Genomic DNA, 17,271 nt, shown 5'->3' on the forward strand with positions numbered 1-17,271 from the left:
GGCGCGGCCGGCGGGCGTGGTCGCCGTCGGTCACCGGGTGGGGACCGGCGGCGGTTCGGTCGGGCGGTGATGCCGGCGGCAGGTGTTCGTCGCCGGCGTCACCGCCGGGCCGGGTAGGTCACTGACGGGTGTCCATCGAGGTCTGCAGCGCGCGGCGCATCTGCTCGCGGGCCTCGTCGGTGGTCTTGGTCTCGGTCTTGGTCTTGGTCGCCATGGCGGATCCCTTCCAGGGTGCGGGCCACCGCGCGGTGGCCCTACGGGCGGTCGTGCTGAGCGCCCGGGGAGCGGTCCGGGGTTGCCGGAGCGGCTCGCCTGGCAGCGTGAGCCCGGGTCGGTCTGACCCTGGAGGGAGGCGGCACCGGGTGTGGGGCCGCCGCCCATGACCAGCGCCGGAGCGCCGGTCCCAAACCCAAGTTAACGTTTACTTTCCACATGCTGTCCACGTTTCCCGCCATCTGGACAGGGTGGTCAGCGGGCCAGGAAGTGCCAGCCGAGCCACCACCAGAACCCGAGCAGGGCGATCCGGCCCACCGGCACCGGACCGACCTCGTAGCGCATCAGGACGGCGCAGACGTCGCCGAGCGGCGGGATCCGGGCGTCCGGTCGCCGGGCGGCCCACCCGACGGCCGCGAAGAGCAGCAGCGCGGTGAGGAAACCGGCGATCGCCAGCGCGCGCATCATCGCCGTACCAGCGCCCAGAACCCGGCCAGCCAGGCGAACCACGCGCCCGAGCGCAGCAGGTGGACCTCCAGCAGCGGATCCGCCAGCCGGGAGAACGTCGGAAAGTCCTGACCCCGCGCGAGCGCGAAGGTCACCGCCTCGAAGCCGACGAAGACGGTGACCGGCAGCAACCACCAGGCCGCCCCGGACGCCAGCCGACGCGGAGCGGGACGGCGCGGCAGCCGGTGGCTCAGCCCGAGGCAGAGCAGCACCGCGCCCGCGCCGAGCACCCCGCGGTTCGCCGCGGTGGAGAAGGACGGCAACTGCCCGCCGACCAGCGAGAGGCAGAGCAGCACGGGCACCGCGACGGTCGGCCGGTCCCACCCGCGCGGCGCCTCGACGGAGAGCTCCCGGGGACGCCCCATCACCCGATTGTCCGCACCGTCACGCTTCGTGGAAAGACCCCTACCGGGAGTCAGCCGGCGAGCAGTGCCCCGTCCAGCTCGGCCCGGATCAGGTCGACCACCTCGTCGGCGGTGCCGCGCCCGGTGAAGCCGGCCGCGAAGCGGTGCCCACCGCCGCCCAGCGCCACCGCCACCCGACTCACGTCGACCGCGCCCTTGCTGCGCATCGAGACCGCCCACTCGTCCGCCGTGACCTGCTTGACCACCAGGCTCACGTCCGCCTCGGCGGTGCAGCGGACCGAGTCGATCAGCGCCTCCAGCACGTACGGCGGCTGATCGTGCCGGGCCAGGTCGGCCAGGGTGGCGTACGTCCACACCAGGCCCCGCCCGGCCGCCGCCGTCGGCTCCAGCCGGGCCCGGCCGAGCACCTCGCCGAAGAGGCGGACCGCCCCGAAGGGCCGGGTGTCGAAGATCCGCCGGGAGATGTCCCCCGGCCGGATCCCGGTGGCCAGCAGCCGGGCCGCCAGCTCGTGCACCGCCGGTGTGGTCGCCTCGAACCGGAACGAGCCGGTGTCCGTGCTCAACGCGACATAGAGGCAGGCCGCGATGTCGGCGTCCAACGGCACGCCGAGCCGGTCCAGCAGCCCCTGGGCGACCACCGAGGTCGCCGCGGCGTGCGGGTCGACCAGGTGCACCCCGCCGAAGCGGGTGTTCGAGGCGTGGTGGTCCAGCACCAGCGCCGCGCCCGCCGAGTCCAGCCGGTCGACCAGGTCACCCAGCCGGGACTCGCTCGCCGCGTCGAAGCAGATCACCAGCTCCGGATCCGGGTACGCCTCGTCCTGCGGCACCAGCAGGTCGAGCCCGGGCAGCCAGCGGAACGGCTCCGGCACCTCCGGCGGCCCGGGGAAGGTCGCCTGGAGGTGTCGTACGCCCAGCCGGCGCAGCCCCAGCCCGAAGCCGAGCATGCTGCCGAGCGCGTCCCCGTCCGGATTGACGTGACAGATCAGCAGCACCCGGGCGTCGGCGGGAAGCCGGCGTACCGCGGCGACCGCGGCAGCCCACTCCTCGTCGGTGGGCCCCCCGGCGACGGGCCCGGTCACCGCTGGTCGCCGCCGCGTGGCTCGGCCGCGTCCGCGGGCTCCTCCGCGTCGAGCTCGGCGTCGTCCTCCTCGTCCAGCCGGTACGGCTGGGCCTCGCCCGCGTACTTCGCCTGGGCGGCGAGGCGCTGCACCTCGGCGTCGGCGTTACGGGCCGCCGTCAGCAGGTCGTCGATGTGCTTGACCTGGTCCTGCACGTCGTCGAGGACGAAGGTCAGGGTCGGCGAGTGCCGCAGCCCGAGCGCCTTGCCGACGGTGCTGCGCAGCAGACCCTTGGCGCTCTCCAGCGCGGCGGCGGTGCTGGCCTGGGCCGTCGCGTCACCGAGCACGGTGTAGAAGACGGTGGCGTCGCGCAGGTCAGCGGTGATCCGGGCGTCGGTGATGGTGATCATCCCGAGCCGGGGGTCCTTGATCTGGCTCCGCACCACCGACGCGACCAGTTCGCGAATGCGCTCCGCGTGCCGGCGTACCTTGGCCGGATCCGACATGTCCCCCACCTCCAGGGCTTCCTGCTCCCGGCCGGAACCTGGGCGCGGGGCGCCGGGTCCGACCGCCCAACAACTCGAACACTACCCGTGCGGCGGTTTCCGCCGCGCGTCGCCGCCGGTGGTGCAGGACACGGCCGTTGACCGCCCGCGCGGCGGGCACCGCCGGTCGCGGCTCAGTCGTCCTCCGCGCCGTGCAGCCGACGGCGGACCGACAGCAGCTCGACCTCGGGGCGGTCGGCCACCAGCCGCTCGCACGAGTCCAGCACCTCGCGGACGTGTGCCGCCTCGGCGGCCACCACGGCCACCCCGATCTCGGCCCGCCCGTGCAGGTCGAGCGCGCCCACCTCGGCGGCCGACACCTCGAAGCGGCGCAGCGCCGCCACGATCGGCCGTACATATGATCTTTTGGTCTTGAGCGACCGGGAGTCACCCGGCAGCAGCAGGTCGAAGACCGCGGTTCCCGTGAACATCGCCCCGGACGTTACGGTCACCCCCCGACATGATCAAGGGGTTTACGCCGGTCGGCGTAAACCCCTTGATCACTGTGTCAGCACCGGATCAGGCGCGCGGCTTCTCCCGCATCTCGAAGGTCTCGATGATGTCGCCGACCTGGACGTTGTTGTAACCGCCCAGCGTCAGACCACACTCGAAGCCCTCGCGGACCTCCGTCGCGTCGTCCTTGAACCGCTTGAGGGAGCTGATCGTGAGGTTGTCCGCCACGACCGACCCGTCCCGCAGCAGCCGTGCCTTGGCGTTGCGGCGGATGATGCCGGACCGGACGATACAGCCGGAGATGTTGCCGACCTTGGACGAGCGGAACACGTCGCGGATCTCCGCGGAGCCCAGCTCGACCTCCTCGTACTCCGGCTTGAGCAGCCCCTTGAGCGCGGCGTCGATCTCCTCGATGGCCTGGTAGATCACGGTGTAGTACCGGATCTCCACACCCTCGCGGTCGGCGATCTCGCGGACCTTGTTGGCGGCCCGCACGTTGAAGCCGATGATCGTGACCGCCTCGGACGAGGCACTCGCGAGCATGACGTCGCTCTCGGTGATCGCACCCACCCCACGGTGGATGATCCGCAGCTGGACCTCCTCCGGGATGTCCAGGTTGAACAGCGCGTCCTCGAGCGCCTCCACGGAACCGGAGACGTCGCCCTTGAGCACCAGGTTGAGCGAGGTCTTCTCGCCCTCCTTGAGCTGCTCCATGAGCGTCTCGAGAGTCGCCCGGCCGCGGGAGTTGGCGAAGGACGCCGCCCGCCGCCGCGCCTGCCGCTGCTCGGCGATCTGACGCACCGTGCGGTCGTCCTCGGCCGCCAGGAAGGTGTCACCCGCACCCGGGACCGCGGTCAGACCGAGCACCATGACCGGACGCGCCGGCCCGGCCTCGTCCACCGGCTTGCCGTTCTCGTCGAGCATGGCCCGGACCCGGCCGTGGGCCCCACCGGCGACGATCGAGTCGCCCGCCCGCAGGGTGCCCTTCTGCACCAGCACCGTCGCCACCGCACCGCGACCCTTGTCCAGGTGCGCCTCGATGGCGACACCCTGCGCCGGCCCGTCGATCGGAGCGGTCAGCTCCAGCGACGCGTCGGCGGTCAGCAGGACGGCCTCGAGCAGTTCCTCGATGCCGATGCCGGGCTTCGCGGCCACGTTGACGAACATGGTCTCGCCGCCGTACTCCTCGGCGACCAGTCCGTACTCGGTCAGCTGCTGGCGGACCTTGTCCGGGTTGGCGTCCGGCTTGTCGACCTTGTTGACCGCGACCACGATCGGCACGTCGGCCGCCTTGGCGTGGTTGAGCGCCTCGATGGTCTGCGGCATGACGCCATCGTCGGCCGCCACCACCAGGATCACGATGTCCGTGACCTGGGCACCACGGGCACGCATGGCGGTGAACGCCTCGTGACCCGGGGTGTCGATGAAGGTGACCGCCCGGTCCTCGCCCTCGTGCGGGACGTGGACCTGGTAGGCGCCGATGTGCTGGGTGATGCCACCCGCCTCACCGGCCACGACGTTCGCCTTACGGATCGCGTCGAGCAGCTTGGTCTTACCGTGGTCGACGTGACCCATGACGGTCACGACCGGCGCACGGCTGACCAGGCGGTCCTCCGCGACCTCGGCGTCGAGGTCGATGTTGAACTGCGCGAGCAGTTCGCGGTCCTCGTCCTCCGGGCTGACGATCTGCACGTCGAAGCCGAGGTGCTCACCCAGCAGCAGCAGGGTCTCGTCGGAGCAGGACTGGGTCGCGGTGACCATCTCGCCCAGGTTGAACATCTCCTGGACCAGCGAACCCGGGTTGGCGTTGATCTTGTCGGCGAAGTCCGACAGCGAGGCGCCACGGGAGAGCCGGACGACCTGACCCTGACCCCGGGGGGCACCCGAGCTCATGGTCGGGGCCGACAGGTTGTCGAACTCCTGTCTGCGCTGCTTCTTGGACTTGCGACCACGGGTCGGCCGACCACCCGGACGCCCGAAGGCACCCGCGGCGCCGCCGCCACGGCCACGACCGCCGCCACCGGGACGACCGCCGCCACCGGCCGGGGCACCCGGACGGAAACCGCCACCCGGAGCACCACCGCCGCCACCGGGGCCACCACGGTAGCCACCGCCACCGGCACCACCGCCGCCGGGACCACCGCGGAAGCCGCCACCGGCACCGCCGCCGCCACCGGGACCGCCGCGGAAACCGCCGCCGCCACCGGGACGACCCGCGCCGCCACCGGGGCCGCCGCGCCCGCCACCGGGACCGCCGGGGCGACCCGTGGTCGGCCGCTGGCTCGGCATCGAGGCCGGGCTGGGCCGGGGCGGCATGGAAGCCGGGCTCGGCCGCGGCGGCATGCCCGCCGGGCTGGGCCGGGGACCGCCGGGCGCCGGAGGCCGCTGCTGCTGGCCACCCTGGATGCCGAACGGGTTGTTACCGGCGCCGCGCGCCGGCGGACGACCGCCCGGACGGGCACCCGGGGCACCCGGGGTCGGCGCGCCGGGACGACCGGCGGCCGGGGCACCCGGACGCGGCGGTGCCGCGTTCGGGCCGGGACGCGGACCCGGACGGGGACCACCCTCGGTCGGGGGCTCCCGTCGGACGTTCTCGCGCTGCTGCTGGCGGGCGGCCTGCGCGGCCTTGACCGCGGCCTCCTGCTCAGCCTTGAGGGCGGCGGCGCGCGCCTCGGCGGCCGCCACTTCGATGTCGTGTGCGCTCGCCGGCTTGGCGACCGGGGTCGCCGGCTGCGGCGGGCCGGGGACCGGGCCCTTGGGCTTCGGTCCAGGGGTCGGCGCGGCCGGCCGCCGGGGCGGCATCGGCTTGGCCGAGACCCGGGGGGCACCCGGGGTCGGGGTCGGCGTCGGGGTCGGTGCCGGGCTCGGGGCGGCCGCCGCCGGAGCGGACGGCGCCGCGGAACCACCGGCGGACGCGACGAAGGCGCCCCGCAGCCGACGGGCGACGGGCGCCTCGACGGTGCTCGACGCGGACTTGACGAACTCGCCCATCTCCTTGAGCTTGGCGAGCACGGTCTTGCTCTCGACCCCGAGCTCCTTGGCGAGCTCGTGTACGCGGGCCTTTCCTGCCACTGCACTCCTCACTTCGAGGTCGTGCGGGCAGCACCCGCAGCGACCTCAATCGTGCACTTGAAGCCTGGTCATTTCAGGGACTTCATCGTGTGCTCATGTCGGTCGTCCTACCTTGCTAGCGACCCTCGACCGGTCGGGTTGACCGGTCGTAGTGGTTGGCGCGTCAACGTGCTCCGCCAGCTCACCGTGATCGATGATCCCGGTGACACGCAGCGCCCGCCCGAAGGCTCGGCGCCGCACCGCCTGCGCGAAGCAGGCCGGATCCGGGTGCATGTTCGCTCCCCGACCCGGCAGTGTGCGGGTCGGATCGGGTCGAAGGCGATGTCCCGCCCCGTCGCCGATCGCGACGATCCGCAACAATTCGCTGGCCGGCGCACGTTTCCGGCAGCCCACACAGGTGCGCTCCGGCTGCGCGCGTCGTACCACTGGAAGAAGTCTACCCCTAGCTGCTCGAGATCGCGCCGCCCGGTTCCCGGACGTGCTCGGCCCCGCCCCGCGCGGGCGTCCCGGCCTGCTCGGCGTCGGACCGGATGTCGATCCGCCAACCGGTCAACCGGGCGGCGAGCCGGGCGTTCTGCCCTTCCCGCCCGATCGCCAGCGAGAGCTGGAAGTCCGGCACGGTGACCCGGGCCGTCCGGGTGGCCAGGTCGACCACCTCGACCCGCAGCGCCTTGGCCGGGGAGAGGGCGTTGCCGACGAACGTCGCCGGGTCGTCCGACCAGTCGATGATGTCGATCTTCTCGCCGTGCAGCTCGCTCATGACCGCCCGGACCCGCTGCCCCATCGGGCCGATGCAGGCTCCCTTGGCGTTGACCCCGGAGGCCGTCGAGCGCACCGCGATCTTCGTACGGTGACCTGCCTCACGGGCGATCGCGCCGATCTCGACGGTGCCGTCGGCGATCTCCGGCACCTCCAGCGCGAAGAGCTTCTTCACCAGCGCCGGGTGCGACCGGGAGAGGGTGATCTGCGGACCACGCATCCCCTTGGCCACGTGCACCACCACGCAGCGGATCCGCTCGCCGTGGTCGTAGCGCTCGCCGGGGACCTGCTCGGACTGCGGCAGCACGCCCTCGAGCTTGCCGAGGTCGACGCTGACGATGCCCTTCTCCCGGCGGGTCTCGTGCGCCTGCACGACGCCGGTGACCAGGTCACCGTCGCGGCCCACGTACTCGCCGAAGTGCACCTCGTCGGTGGCCTCCCGCAGCCGCTGGAGGATCACCTGCTTGGCGGTCATGGCCGCGATCCGGCCGAAGTCGTGCGGGGTGTCGTCCCACTCCCGCACCACCGTGCCGTCCTCGTCCAGCTCCTGGGCGTAGACCAGGGCCGCGCCGGACTTACGGTCGATCTCCACCCGGGCGTGCGGCTCGGCGCCGTCGGTGTGCCGGTAGGCGGTCAGCAGCGCGGTCTCGATCGCCGCGAGGATCGTGTCGAACGGGATCTCCCGCTCGCGCTCGAGTGCGCGCAGCGCCGCGAGGTCGATGTTCACCTCTCCTCGTCCTCCACATCATCTTCGTCGTCGATGTCGTCAATGTCGTCGGCCTCGGCCGCCTCGTCGATCTCGTCGAGGCGGTGGAACTCGACCTGGACCCGGCCGGGGCCCAGCTCGGCGTAACCGTGTTCGGCGCGGCCGGCATCCGTCTCCAGCACCACGCGCTCGTCGTCGGCCTCGACCACCCGACCGGTGAGCTGCCGGTCCCCGGCGGCCCGCTGCTCGGGCAGCCCCGCCGCGCCCCGCACGGTCACCTTGACCAGCCGGCCGACGTTGCGTCGCCAGTGCCGGGGCAGGGTGAGCGGCCGGTCCACGCCCGGGGAGCTGACCTCCAGCTGGTACTCCCCGGCGACGAGGTCGCCGCCGGCCTCCTCCGCGGCGTCCAGCGCCGCGGAGACCGCCCGGGAGACGTCCGCGACGCCGTCCAGGTTGATCCCGCCGTCGGCGTCCACGATCACGCGTACGACGTGCCGCCGCCCGGCCCGGGAGACGGAGAGGTCCTCGAGGTCGTAGCCGGCCGCGGTGACCACCGGTTCGATCACGTCGCGCAGCCGCGCGCGCCGGGCGCCGAGGTCACCGCCGCGCGGGGCGCCGACCCGCTCGCCGCCACGCGGGCCCTCGGTCCGACGGGGTCGCCCCGACGGTCCGGTCGGCCTGGTGGCACGGCCACGCTGCGTCATCTCGGCGCACCCTTCTCCTGATCGGCCGGGCTCCCGGCCAGCTCTCCCGCTCCGCCGGGCCGGCGGCCCCACGGTCGGAGATCGACCGTGCCGTCGGCCCGCCATGCCGGCACGCCACCGGGGCGGTCGCGCCCGGTGGCTGCGCAGAGCGTAACGCGCGGGCCGGTCGGCGGAGCCGGCGGCGCACCGACGCCGGTGCCCCACCCGGCGGCACCGATGGTGTTGACTTGTCCGGTGGCGACCGGCAGAACGAGACAGCGCGGCGGAGCAGCCGGACATTCCCGGCGGAACGTGCTGCGCGCGGGCGCACTGGTGGCGCTCGGCGGCGCGACCGTCCCGCTGACCGGCTGTGATCTTTTCGACCGCAACGACAAGGAGCCGGTCCCCGACCCGCTCGAACCCCTGGCGGCCGAGTCCGGCGCGCTGGAGGCCCGGCACCGGGCCGCGATCGCCGCCGACCCGAGCCTCACCGACCGGCTCACCCCGATCGCCGACGCGCACCGCGCGCACGCCGACGAGCTGCGCCGGCTGATCGGCCGCAAGGCGCCCTCCGGCGCACCGGCGGGCAGCCCGACGGCCGCCCCGGCGGCGGACCCCGCCGGCCTGCTGGCCGGGCTGCGTCAGGCGGAGCAGGCCGGCCGGGAGAACGCGGCGAAGGCGTGCGCGGCCGCGCCGGCCGAGCGGGCCGCGCTGCTCGGCTCCATCGCCGCCGCCCGGGCGACCCACGTGGAGGCGTTGACGTGACCCCCCGTACCGCACCCACCGGCCCCGCCGAGGCGCTCTCCGCCGCCCTCACCGCCGAGTACGCGGCCGTCTGGGCGTACGGGGTGATCGGGGTACGCCTCACCGGCACCGCCCGGAACGCCGCGCGGGCCGCCGAGGCCGCCCACCGGGCCCGGCGGGACGCGCTGATCCTCCAACTCAGCTCCGGCGGCACCCCGGTCCCCGCCGACCGCGCCGGATACGCGCTGCCGTACCCGGTGACCGACCGGGCGGGCGCGCTGCGGCTCGCGGTCGACGTCGAGGAGCGGACGGCCGCGTTCTGGCGGGCGGCGCTGCCGCACACCGGCGGGGCGGACCGCAACCGGGCCCTGGCCGCGCTGACCGACTGCGCGCTGCGGGCCACCCGCTGGCGGCGCACCGCGGGGGTGACTCCGCTCACCGTCGCCTTCCCGGGCCGGCCGGCCTGAGCGGGGCGACCCGCGTGCGACGGCGACGTGCCTGGTACGGCGGGAGGTCGTTCCGGTTGCGGACGGCATACCAGGTATGCATACTCCGGTTCCATGTCCATCCGTCACGGGCTGCTCGCCCTCCTGGAACGCGGCCAGATGTACGGCTACCAGCTGCGCGCCGCGTTCGAGGAGTCGACCGGCGCGACCTGGCCGCTGAACATCGGGCAGGTCTACACCACGCTGGCCCGGCTGGAACGGGACGGCCTGGTCCGCCCGCTGCCGGAGAACGAGGGCGGACAGCGGCCGTACGAGATCACCGACGCCGGCCGCGCGGACCTGACGCTCTGGTTCGCCACCCCGATCAGCCGCACCGACCGGCCCCGGGACGAGCTGGCGATCAAGCTGGCCCTGGCGCTGACCACCCCCGGCGTGGACGTGCGGGCGGTGGTGCAGACCCAGCGCAGTGCCACCATGCGGGCGTTGCAGGAGTTGACCCGACTGAAGTACGCCAGCGACAAGCCGGAGGACCTGCCCTGGCGGCTGGTGCTGGACGCGATGGTCTTCCAGGCCGAGGCGGAGATCCGCTGGCTGGACCACTGCGAGACCAGCCTGGTCCGGCACCGGCCCACCCCACCCCGGCCCACCGGCCAGGACCAGCCGGAGGCGGTGGACCGGACCGACCACCAGGCCCGCCGGTGAGCGCGAGGAGTGAGCCGCTCCTGCGAGCCCCGCAGTCGCGAACGAAGGACGGCCCGGTGAGCGCGAGGAGTGAGCCGCTCCTGCGAGCCCCGCAGTCGCGAACGAACGACGGCCCGGTGAGCGCGAGGAGTGGCCCGCTCCTGCCAGCCCCGCGGTCGCGAACGAGAAACGGCCCGGTGAACGCGAGGAGGGTCCGGTGAGTGACGGGGTGCTGGAGCTGCGGGACGTGCACCGGACGCACGGCGTCGCCGAGGCCGCCGTGCACGCGCTGCGCGGAGTGAGTCTGACCGTCCACCCGGGCGAACTGGTCGCCGTGATGGGTCCGTCGGGCTCCGGCAAGTCGACCCTGCTGGCGATCGCCGGTGGGCTGGACCGCCCCACCGGCGGCGAGGTGCTGGTGGCGGGCGAGCCGCTCGGCGGGCTGGCCCCCCGGGCGCTGGCCCGCCTGCGCCGCCGCCGGATCGGCTACATCTTCCAGCACCTCAACCTGCTGGGCAGCCTCACCGCGGCGGAGAACGTCGCGCTCCCCCTGGAACTCGACGGTGTCGGCGTCCGGCAGGCGCGGCGGCTCGCGCTCGCCGCGCTCGCCGAGGTGGACCTGGCCGGGCTGGGCGGGCGCTTCCCCGACCAGATGTCCGGCGGTCAGCAGCAGCGGGTGGCGATCGCGCGGGCGCTGGTCGGTGAGCGTCGGCTGGTCCTCGCCGACGAACCGACCGGCGCGCTGGACTCGCAGGCCGGGGAGGCGGTGCTGCACCTGCTGCGCCGCCGGGTGGACGCGGGCGCGGCCGGGGTGCTGGTCACCCACGAGGCCCGGCACGCCGGCTGGGCCGACCGGGTGGTCTTCCTCCGGGACGGGGTGCTGGTCGACTCGACGGCGCCGCTGGCCGGCGTCGAGCAGCTGCTCACCGGCAGCGGTCGGTGAGCCGGGACCGGCTCGCCGGGACCGTCGGCTCCTGGCGTACGGCGCTGCGCATCGCGCGCCGGGAGGCCCGTCGGGCGCGCGGACGTACCGCCCTGGTGCTGGCGATGATCACGCTTCCGGTGCTGGCGCTGACCTTCATCGCGGTCACCTACGACATGTCCGAGCTGAGCCGCGCGGAGCGGATGGACCGGCGGCTCGGCGGTGCCGACGTGGAGCTGCGGTGGGTCGCCGAGAACGCGATCGTCCAGGGCTCGTGGGGGGAGGACTGGTGGGGCGAGCGGACGGAGGCGGTGCCGCGCAGCCGACCCCCCACCGCCGCCGAGGTCGCCGGGCTGCTGCCGGCGGGCAGCCGGTCCACCCCGGTCCGCTGGTGGGTGCCCTTCGAGACCCGGGTCGGCGGCCGGCTCGTCTCCTTCGAGGGCCGGTCGTTGGACCTGACCGACCCGCTCACCCGGCCGCTGGCGAGGTTCCGCGCCGGGCGCGCGCCGGCCGCGCCCGACGACGTGGCGGTCAGTCCGCAGGCCCTGCGCCACCTCGGGGTACGCCTCGGCGGCACGGTCACCACCTCGGACGGCGCCCGGACGTACACGGTGGTCGGGGTGGTGGAGTTCGCGGACAACCTGGGCGACGTGGTGGTGCTCCCGCCCGGGGTGCCGCTCGGGCCGAACCCGGCCGAGGGGAGCTGGCTGGTGGACCTTCCCGGCCCACTGGACGAGGCGTTGGTCGACCGGCTGAACGCGCGGGGCGTCGCCGTCGCCGCGCGGACGCCGGTGCCGGGGCGCGACGCGTCGGACGCCCGTACCTCCGCGCTGCCGGATCCCGAGACGGCCGGCAACGCCCTGCTGGTCGGCGGACTCGGGCTGCTGGAGGTGGTGCTGCTGGTCGGGCCGGCCTTCGCGGTCGGCGTCCGTCGCCGGCGGCGGGACCTGGCGCTGGTCGCGGTGGCCGGCGGTGACCACGTGCACCTGCGTCGCGTCGTGCTCGCCGACGGGGTGGTGCTCGGCGCGGGCGGGGCGGCGCTCGGGCTGCTGCTCGGCACCGCCGCCGCGTTCGCCGGCCGACCTCTGGTGGAGCAGTACCTGACGCACGCCCGGTTCGGGGCGTACCGCGTCTTCCCGGCGGCGCTGGCGGCCATCGCGGCGGTCGCGGTGCTGGCCGGGGTGCTCGCCGCGCTGGCGCCCGCGCTGGCCGCCGCCCGGCAGGACGTGGTGGCCGGGCTCGCGGGGCGGCGCGACGCCCCCCGGCACCGGCGGCGCTGGCTGGTCATCGGGGTGCTGCTGGCCCTCGGTGGCAGCCTGACCGCCGCCGTCGGCGCCTCCCGGAGCAACCCGACGACGGTCCTGGCCGGGCTGGTCCTCGGTGAGCTGGGCCTGGTGTTCGTCACCCCGACGCTGATCGGGCTGCTCGCCCGGACCGGGCGGCTGCTGCCGCTGGCGCCCCGGCTGGCGTTGCGGGAGGCCAGCCGGAACCGGTCCTCCGCCGCACCGGCCATCTCGGCGGTGATGGCCGCGGTGGCCGGGAGCGTGGCCGTCGGCGTCTACCTGGCCAGCGACGACGCCCGCACCCGCACGGACTGGCAGCCCGGCATCCCGCCCGGGAACGTGCTGCTGGTGCCCGGGGACGCCGTCCCGCCGGCCCTGCCCGCGCTGCCGGCGGTGGTCGAGCGGGCCCGGGCCGTCCTGCCGGCGGCCTCCGTCGTGGCGGTCGCGCAGCCGGCCTGCGCCCATCCCGTGAGCCAGGACGACTACTGCTCGGTGTCGGCGGTGCTCCCGCCCGAGCTGACCTGCCCGTACGAGACGACGGAGTTCCGCTCCGCCGCGGGCCGGCGGCGGGCCCTCGCCGATCCCCGGTGCGTCCGCCCGACCCGCATCCCGGACGGCATCTACGTGCCGGCCGTGGTCGACGGCGACGGCGCGACCCTGCCCGTGCTGACCGGTGCCCCGGCCGGGGAGGTGGCCGCGGCGTCGGCCGTGCTCCGGGCCGGCGGGGTGGTGGTGACGGACCCGCGCTACCTGGTCGACGGTCGGGTCACCGTCACGGCGAGCGGGCCCACCGACGGGCCGGCGACGCCGCCGACCGCGACCGCGACCCTGCCCGGGTACGTGCTGCACGGCGGGGTGCCGGTCGACCGGCTGCTGCTCTCCCCCGCGGCGGCGGCCCGGGTCGGGCTGGTGGGCAGACCGCTCGGCTATGCCATCGACACCACCGGCCCGCCGACGGTGGCCCAGCAGGAGCGCCTCGCCGCCGACCTGCGCCCGGTCGCCGAGCTGGTGGTGCAGGTGGAGCAGGACTCGTCCGGGCCGGACCGGCGACCGCTGCTGCTCCTGCTGGCGGTGGGCGCGGGCGTGATCACCCTGGGGGCGGCCGGCGCGGCGACCGGCCTGGCCGCCGCGGAGGCCCGCCGCGACCTGTCCACCCTGGCCGCGGTGGGGGCCAGTCCCCGGGTACGCCGCATCCTCTCGCTCTGCCAGGCCGGGGTGATCGCGGTGCTCGGTTCGGTGCTCGGCCTCGTCGCCGGCACCGGCTCGGCGGTGATCATCCTGACCTCGGTCAACCGCCGCCTCGCCGAGAGCTGGCCGGTCCAGTCGCCGTACCCGGTGGTGGTGCCCTGGTCGACGCTGGGTGTGCTGGTGGTGGTGCCGCTGCTGGCGATGCTCGGGGCGGCGCTGTTCACCCGGTCCCGGCTGCCCGTCGAACGACGGCTCGACTGACCGGCGGCGTCCGGGGTGGCGGCGGACGATCGGGGGGTGCCGCCGACGCCCGGGACCCGGCACACTGGACGGGTGTCCGTTCTGGGAAGCCTGGCGCGCCGACTCGGTCACCACGCGTGGTTCGGCGCCACCATGCGGCTGCTGGTCCCCGCCGACCGGCTGGTCGGCCGGCTGACCCGGGGGCGGGTGGTGGCGTTGGGGCTGGTCCCCTCGCTGGTCATCACCACCACCGGCCGCCGCTCCGGCAAGCCCCGCAGCAATCCCCTGCTCTACGTGCCGGACGGCGACGGCTATGTGGTGATCGGCTCGAACTGGGGGCAGCAGCACCAGCCGAGCTGGGCGCTGAACCTGCTCGCCCAGCCCGCCGCCGAGGTCGACGTGAAGGGGCGCCGGATCCCGGTCCGGGCCGAGCCGGCCACCGGCGCGGAACGGGACCGGCTCTGGCAGCTGCTGGTCACCGAGTGGCCGGCCTACCGGACGTACGCCGAACGGGCCGGGGACCGGGACATCCGGATCTTCCGGCTGGTCCCGGTGGGTGAGGCGCGGCCGGTGCCCGGGTCGTCCTGACCGTGGCGCGGCACGCCGGCCCGGCGGGCCCGCGTGGCTAGGGTGGGGACGGCGACCCGGTGCGACGGAGGTGACCCGTGGACGGCGGCGACGTGGAGCTGGACACCGACCCGCACCTGGACGATCCAAGGTGGCGGGTCGCGGAGCGGGCCGGCGCGGCGGCGCTGCGCCGGTTCCCGGCCGACCTGCTCGCCGTCGCGGTGCACGGCCCGCTCGCGCACGGCGACGACGACGGCGGCGGGACCGGCGAGGTCGGGCTGCTCCTGGTCACCTACCGGTCCGGCGCGGGACCGGCTCCGGCCACCCGGCGGGTGGACGGCGTCCTGGTCGACCTGACCGTGGCCGGCGCCGACGACTACCTGCGGCAGGCCCGGACGTTGGGCGCGCTGTGGCCGCTCACCGCCGACCGGTACGTCACCACCCGGGCGCTGCACGACCCGACTGGCTGGCTGCGCACGCTGCGCGACGAGCACCTGGCGCGGCTGGCCCGGGCCCGCCCCGCCGAGTTCAGCACCGCCGCGCGGCAGGCCTGGTACCGGGGCAGCGCGGCGCACGCCCGCGCGCTGCGGCTCGCCGAGTGGTACGAGACCGACCAGGCGCTGCTGATGCTCGGCGAGGCCCGGCTGGCGGCGGCGACGGTGCAGGGGCTGCTGAGCCGCACCTACTTCCGCGACCCGGGGGACGCGGTACGGCGTACCGGGCTGGCCGGCGCGGACATGACCGAGGTGGGCGCCGTGCTGACCCGGCAGGCCGACGAGCTGGCCGCCCGGGGCCGCCCCGTGGACGGCACCGTCGACGACCTGCTCACCGGCTGACCGGGGTCAGCCCAGCCCACCCTGGATGCCGATCAGGGCACCCACGAGATACGTGGCACCGGCCGCGGCGGCACCGAGCAGGAGCTGGCGCAGGCCACCGGTCCACCAGGGGCGGTTGGTGAACCGGGCGACGATCGCCCCGGCCACGAAGAGCCCCACCCCGCCGACGCCGAGCGCCAGCGCGAGGCTGGTGAAGCCGAGCAGGTAGGTCATCAGCGGGATCAGCGCGCCGACGGAGAAGCAGAGGAACGACGAGATCGCCGCCGCCCACGGGCTGGGCTGCTCGTCCGGGTCGATGCCCAGCTCCTCGCGGACGTGCATCCGCAGCGCTTCCTCCGGGTTGCGCCGGATCTCGTTCGCCACCTGGAGGGCCAGGTCCCGGGGCAGGCCCCGGGCGATCCACGCCTCGGCCAGCTCGCGGGCCTCCGCCTCCGGGTGCCGTTCCAGCTCCCGGCGCTCCTTGGCCACCTCGGCGGCGACCTGCTCGTTGGCCGAGCGGACGCTGGTGTACTCCCCCAGCCCCATCGAGATGGCACCGGCGACCAGGCCGGCGACGCCGGTGAGCACGATGCTGTGCGCCGAGACGCCACCGCCGCCGACACCGGCGATCAGGGCGATGTTGGTGACCAGTCCGTCCATCGCGCCGAAGACGGCGGGCCGCAGCCAGCCGCCGGACACGTCCGCGTGGTGCGCCTCGCGCAGCGCCGCCGGGGTCTCGGTCACGGCAGCGTCAGGATCTCGTAGCCGTCGTCGGTGACGACGATGGTGTGCTCGAACTGCGCCGTCCACCGGCGGTCCTTGGTGACCACGGTCCAGCCGTCGTCCCACATGTCGTACTGGTGGGTGCCGAGGGTGATCATCGGCTCGATGGTGAAGGTCATTCCCGGTTCCATGATGTCGGTGGGGCGCGGGCTGTCGTAGTGCGGCACGTAGAGGCCGCTGTGGAAGGCCTCGCCGATGCCGTGGCCGGTGAAGTCGCGGACCACGCCGTAGCCGAACCGCTTCGCGTACGACTCGATGACCCGGCCGATGACGTTGATCTGCCGACCCGGGGCGACCGCCTTGATGCCCCGCATCATCGCCTGGTGGGTCCGCTCGACCAGCAGCCGGGCCTCCTCGCTCACCTCGCCCACGCAGAACGTGGCGTCGGTGTCCCCGTGCACTCCACCGATGTACGCGGTGACGTCGACGTTGATGATGTCGCCGTCCTGGAGCACCGTCGAGTCCGGGATGCCGTGGCAGATGACCTCGTTGAGGCTGGTGCAGCAGGACTTCGGGAAGCCCTTGTAGCCCAGCGTCGACGGATAGGCGTCGTGGTCGACGAGGAACTCGTGCACCACCCGGTCGATCTCGTCGGTCGTCACGCCGGGCTTGCAGTGCTCCCCGGCGAGCTGGGTCGCCTGGGCGGCGAGCCGACCGGCGAGGCGCATCTTCTCGATGGTCTCCGGGGTCTGCACGTGCGAGCCGCGCCACTCCTGCGGACGCGTCTTGCCGACGTATTCCGGGCGGGGGATGTGGGCGGGCACCGGTCGCCACGGGGAGAGCGTGCCTGGGGTCAGCGGCGCACGGACGGTCATGTCCACAGCCTATCGCCGCCCGTCGGGGTGACCCCCGCCACGGCCCCGCCGTGCAGGTTGTTGCCGCGCTCGTTCCGCTGTGCCATTGTGGCTTCGTGGATCAAGGGGGCGCACCTCCCGTCTTCTCCGCCACCGCGGAGATCGACGGTGATCAGCTCCGCGTGGTGGTGACCGGTGAGGTCGACATGGCCACCGCCGACACGATGCTCCAGACCGCTCTCCGCGAGCCGGTCGGGCAGGTCACCCTCGACCTGCGCGGGGTCACCTTCTTCGACTCGGCGGCCATCCACGCGCTGGTCCGGCTGGCACAGCAGGTCCCCGACACGCTGACCGTGCTCCCGTCCCGGCAGGTCCGGCGGGTGCTGGAGATCTCCGGGCTGGGCGAGCAGAGCTGGCTCGCCCCCGCCTGACGCCGAGGCCCGACCG

At 74.6% G+C, this 17,271-nt stretch carries 19 protein-coding genes; 8 read left to right on the forward strand and 11 right to left on the reverse strand.

What is annotated here, in order from left to right:
- Positions 1 to 468 precede the first annotated feature (468 nt).
- From ABUL08_RS16205 to rimP, 9 genes are all read right to left on the reverse strand, one after another.
- Positions 469 to 678, reverse strand: coding sequence for a DUF6186 family protein (locus tag ABUL08_RS16205; protein ID WP_350938660.1), 210 nt, complete (start codon positions 676 to 678; stop codon positions 469 to 471).
- Positions 678 to 1,085 (reverse strand): hypothetical protein, encoded by a 408-nt coding sequence (locus ABUL08_RS16210; protein WP_350930752.1) that lies wholly within the window; start codon positions 1,083 to 1,085, stop codon positions 678 to 680. The genes ABUL08_RS16205 and ABUL08_RS16210 overlap by 1 nt, the downstream gene beginning before the upstream one ends.
- A gap of 50 nt (positions 1,086 to 1,135) precedes the next feature.
- Positions 1,136 to 2,164, reverse strand: a complete 1,029-nt coding sequence (locus tag ABUL08_RS16215; RefSeq protein ID WP_350930753.1) for a DHH family phosphoesterase — start codon at positions 2,162 to 2,164, stop codon at positions 1,136 to 1,138.
- The gene (rbfA, locus tag ABUL08_RS16220) at positions 2,161 to 2,649 is read right to left on the reverse strand and encodes a 30S ribosome-binding factor RbfA (RefSeq protein WP_350930754.1); all 489 of its coding nucleotides are present in this window, start codon (positions 2,647 to 2,649) and stop codon (positions 2,161 to 2,163) included. Before rbfA ends, ABUL08_RS16215 begins: the two co-directional genes overlap by 4 nt.
- A 173-nt stretch (positions 2,650 to 2,822) precedes the next feature.
- Positions 2,823 to 3,119, reverse strand: a complete 297-nt coding sequence (locus ABUL08_RS16225; protein ID WP_350930755.1) for a DUF503 domain-containing protein — start codon at positions 3,117 to 3,119, stop codon at positions 2,823 to 2,825.
- Positions 3,120 to 3,207: 88 nt separating this feature from the next.
- Positions 3,208 to 6,213 (reverse strand): translation initiation factor IF-2, encoded by a 3,006-nt coding sequence (infB, locus tag ABUL08_RS16230; protein WP_350930756.1) that lies wholly within the window; start codon positions 6,211 to 6,213, stop codon positions 3,208 to 3,210.
- 93 nt (positions 6,214 to 6,306) lie between these two features.
- Positions 6,307 to 6,639, reverse strand: a complete 333-nt coding sequence (locus tag ABUL08_RS16235) for a YlxR family protein (RefSeq protein WP_350930757.1) — start codon at positions 6,637 to 6,639, stop codon at positions 6,307 to 6,309.
- A 16-nt stretch (positions 6,640 to 6,655) separates the two neighbouring features.
- On the reverse strand, positions 6,656 to 7,699 hold the full coding sequence (gene nusA, locus ABUL08_RS16240) for a transcription termination factor NusA (protein WP_350930758.1): 1,044 nt from the start codon (positions 7,697 to 7,699) through the stop codon (positions 6,656 to 6,658).
- On the reverse strand, positions 7,696 to 8,382 hold the full coding sequence (gene rimP / locus ABUL08_RS16245; RefSeq protein ID WP_350930759.1) for a ribosome maturation factor RimP: 687 nt from the start codon (positions 8,380 to 8,382) through the stop codon (positions 7,696 to 7,698). Before rimP ends, nusA begins: the two co-directional genes overlap by 4 nt.
- Positions 8,383 to 8,673: 291 nt before the next feature.
- Here rimP and ABUL08_RS16250 point away from each other — a divergent pair, with 291 nt between their 5' ends.
- The 7 genes from ABUL08_RS16250 to ABUL08_RS16280 all read left to right on the forward strand — a co-directional run bounded on the left by ABUL08_RS16250 (position 8,674) and on the right by ABUL08_RS16280 (position 15,268).
- The gene (locus tag ABUL08_RS16250) at positions 8,674 to 9,126 is read left to right on the forward strand and encodes a hypothetical protein (RefSeq protein WP_350938662.1); all 453 of its coding nucleotides are present in this window, start codon (positions 8,674 to 8,676) and stop codon (positions 9,124 to 9,126) included.
- On the forward strand, positions 9,123 to 9,572 hold the full coding sequence (locus ABUL08_RS16255) for a ferritin-like domain-containing protein (protein ID WP_350930760.1): 450 nt from the start codon (positions 9,123 to 9,125) through the stop codon (positions 9,570 to 9,572). The genes ABUL08_RS16250 and ABUL08_RS16255 overlap by 4 nt, the downstream gene beginning before the upstream one ends.
- 93 nt (positions 9,573 to 9,665) lie before the next feature.
- Positions 9,666 to 10,253, forward strand: coding sequence for a PadR family transcriptional regulator (locus tag ABUL08_RS16260; RefSeq protein WP_350930761.1), 588 nt, complete (start codon positions 9,666 to 9,668; stop codon positions 10,251 to 10,253).
- Between the two features lie 196 nt (positions 10,254 to 10,449).
- Positions 10,450 to 11,175 (forward strand): ABC transporter ATP-binding protein, encoded by a 726-nt coding sequence (locus ABUL08_RS16265; protein ID WP_350930762.1) that lies wholly within the window; start codon positions 10,450 to 10,452, stop codon positions 11,173 to 11,175.
- Positions 11,172 to 13,886 (forward strand): FtsX-like permease family protein, encoded by a 2,715-nt coding sequence (locus tag ABUL08_RS16270; protein WP_350930763.1) that lies wholly within the window; start codon positions 11,172 to 11,174, stop codon positions 13,884 to 13,886. The genes ABUL08_RS16265 and ABUL08_RS16270 overlap by 4 nt, the downstream gene beginning before the upstream one ends.
- A 72-nt stretch (positions 13,887 to 13,958) precedes the next feature.
- Positions 13,959 to 14,453, forward strand: a complete 495-nt coding sequence (locus ABUL08_RS16275) for a nitroreductase/quinone reductase family protein (RefSeq protein WP_350930764.1) — start codon at positions 13,959 to 13,961, stop codon at positions 14,451 to 14,453.
- Positions 14,454 to 14,530: 77 nt separating this feature from the next.
- Positions 14,531 to 15,268: a nucleotidyltransferase domain-containing protein gene (locus ABUL08_RS16280; RefSeq protein WP_350930765.1), complete on the forward strand. Its 738-nt coding sequence runs from the start codon at positions 14,531 to 14,533 to the stop codon at positions 15,266 to 15,268.
- Positions 15,269 to 15,274: 6 nt separating this feature from the next.
- On the opposite strand, the gene ABUL08_RS16285 is transcribed toward ABUL08_RS16280, so the two are convergent.
- Positions 15,275 to 15,991 (reverse strand): VIT1/CCC1 transporter family protein, encoded by a 717-nt coding sequence (locus ABUL08_RS16285; protein ID WP_350930766.1) that lies wholly within the window; start codon positions 15,989 to 15,991, stop codon positions 15,275 to 15,277.
- The gene (gene map, locus ABUL08_RS16290; RefSeq protein WP_350930767.1) at positions 15,988 to 16,845 is read right to left on the reverse strand and encodes a type I methionyl aminopeptidase; all 858 of its coding nucleotides are present in this window, start codon (positions 16,843 to 16,845) and stop codon (positions 15,988 to 15,990) included. Before map ends, ABUL08_RS16285 begins: the two co-directional genes overlap by 4 nt.
- Positions 16,846 to 16,940: 95 nt before the next feature.
- Here map and ABUL08_RS16295 point away from each other — a divergent pair, with 95 nt between their 5' ends.
- Complete coding sequence (locus ABUL08_RS16295) at positions 16,941 to 17,255, forward strand: STAS domain-containing protein (protein ID WP_350930768.1); 315 nt, start codon at positions 16,941 to 16,943, stop codon at positions 17,253 to 17,255.
- Positions 17,256 to 17,271 lie beyond the last annotated feature (16 nt).

This window comes from Micromonospora sp. CCTCC AA 2012012 (genome assembly GCF_040499845.1).
GTDB lineage: Bacteria > Actinomycetota > Actinomycetes > Mycobacteriales > Micromonosporaceae > Micromonospora > Micromonospora mangrovi.